Origin of the sequence: Prolixibacter denitrificans (genome assembly GCF_003014495.1) — a bacterium.
Classification (GTDB): Bacteria; Bacteroidota; Bacteroidia; order Bacteroidales; family Prolixibacteraceae; genus Prolixibacter; species Prolixibacter denitrificans.
Genome location: NZ_PYGC01000034.1, coordinates 1 through 1,441, shown reverse-complemented (window position 1 = coordinate 1,441; position 1,441 = coordinate 1). Strand labels below are relative to the sequence as shown.

The window sequence follows — 1,441 nt, the reverse complement described above, 5'->3', positions numbered from 1 at the left end:
TGTCCTTCCCTGAAATAGGTTGACCGGAATTAAAGGTTAAAAGCAAATGAAAGTTGAACTAAAGAAAATCCAAAGGCGGCGACATTTCAGTGACGATTTCAAGCGGTCTGTTGTTCGTGACTATGAGAAAGGTTACGCTACGGTATCTGAATTGGGAAGAGAGTATGGCATCCAGCGAGCAGTAGTTTATCGTTGGATCTACAAATATTCAAACTATAACAAGAAGTCGTCTGTTATCGTTGAAATGAAGGAAAGCAGCACGAAAAAGATAAAAGAGCTGGAAGCTAAAATCAAAGAACTGGAGCGCATAGTCGGCACTAAACAGATCAATATCGACTACCTGGAGAAGATGATTGAAATCGCGAAAACGGAGCTCGATATTGACATTAAAAAAAACTTCAGCACCCCACAATCCAATGGTTCAGGGAAAACAAAGAAAAAGTAAACTATCCCATGAACCATTTATATAAGAGTATTGGAATCAGTAAACAGGCGGTGAATCAGTATCAAAAAAGGCAGAATAACCTGAATGAGCGTGCTATCGGCCTGATGGCTGAAGTTGACGCCTTACGGGAAGAATACCCGGGTTGTGGGGTTGAAAAGATGTATTACACACTCCGGCCGGAGTTTATTGGCCGGGACAAATTTATCGAGCTGTTTATGTCCCTGGGCTACCGGGTGAAAAAACCCAAAAATTACATTCGCACCACAGTTCCTGGGCACCTGAGCTATCCCAACCTGATTGAAGGGATGTATGTCAACAGGCCCAACCAGGTATGGCAGAGCGATATCACTTATTTTCAGGTGAAAGGGAAATTTTACTATCTGGTCTTCATTATTGATGTCTATACCCGGAAGATAATAGGGTACCAGGTGAGTGACCATATGCGCGCCGAGGCGAATATAATAGCCCTGAAGCAAGCCATAAAGAGTCAAAAGGTCCCGTTAAAAGGGTTGATACACCACTCTGACCGCGGAAGCCAGTATGTCAGCAACAAATACCGTGAACTACTCTCTAATAACGGAATTCACATTAGTATGGGGCTTAAAGGGCAGGATAATGCTTATGCGGAACGAATAAACGGAACCATTAAAAACCAGTATCTGAACGGCTGGAAGATAGAAACATACAGACAACTCAAAGCCCGGACTAAAAATGCTGTTAGTCACTATAATAAAAAACGGATTCACGATTCATTACCTCGAAGAAACTCACCCTGTCAGTTTGAGGAATCTTTGGTATCTTTCGGCAACAGGAAAAGACCCGAGATGGTCATCCACGCCGACGGAAGAAGCAAAGTCAAAACATCATACTATCAAGGGGAATTTGCACCGGAAAGAGAATCCAACACACATTTCTGTCCAACAACAAGTATGAAAATATTGAATTAAACTAAGTCAATAATTAACAAAACCGGTCAACCATATTCAGGGAGCCACA

2 protein-coding genes are annotated in these 1,441 nt (G+C 42.2%); both read left to right on the top strand.

All coding sequences use genetic code 11. The features are described from left to right. Positions 1-46 precede the first annotated feature (46 nt). On the top strand, positions 47-445 hold the full coding sequence (locus tag CLV93_RS20055) for a transposase (protein WP_106544014.1): 399 nt from the start codon (positions 47-49) through the stop codon (positions 443-445). A gap of 8 nt (positions 446-453) precedes the next feature. Next, the gene (locus tag CLV93_RS20050; RefSeq protein WP_211297932.1) at positions 454-1,392 is read left to right on the top strand and encodes an IS3 family transposase; all 939 of its coding nucleotides are present in this window, start codon (positions 454-456) and stop codon (positions 1,390-1,392) included. The last annotated feature ends 49 nt before the right edge of the window (positions 1,393-1,441 follow it).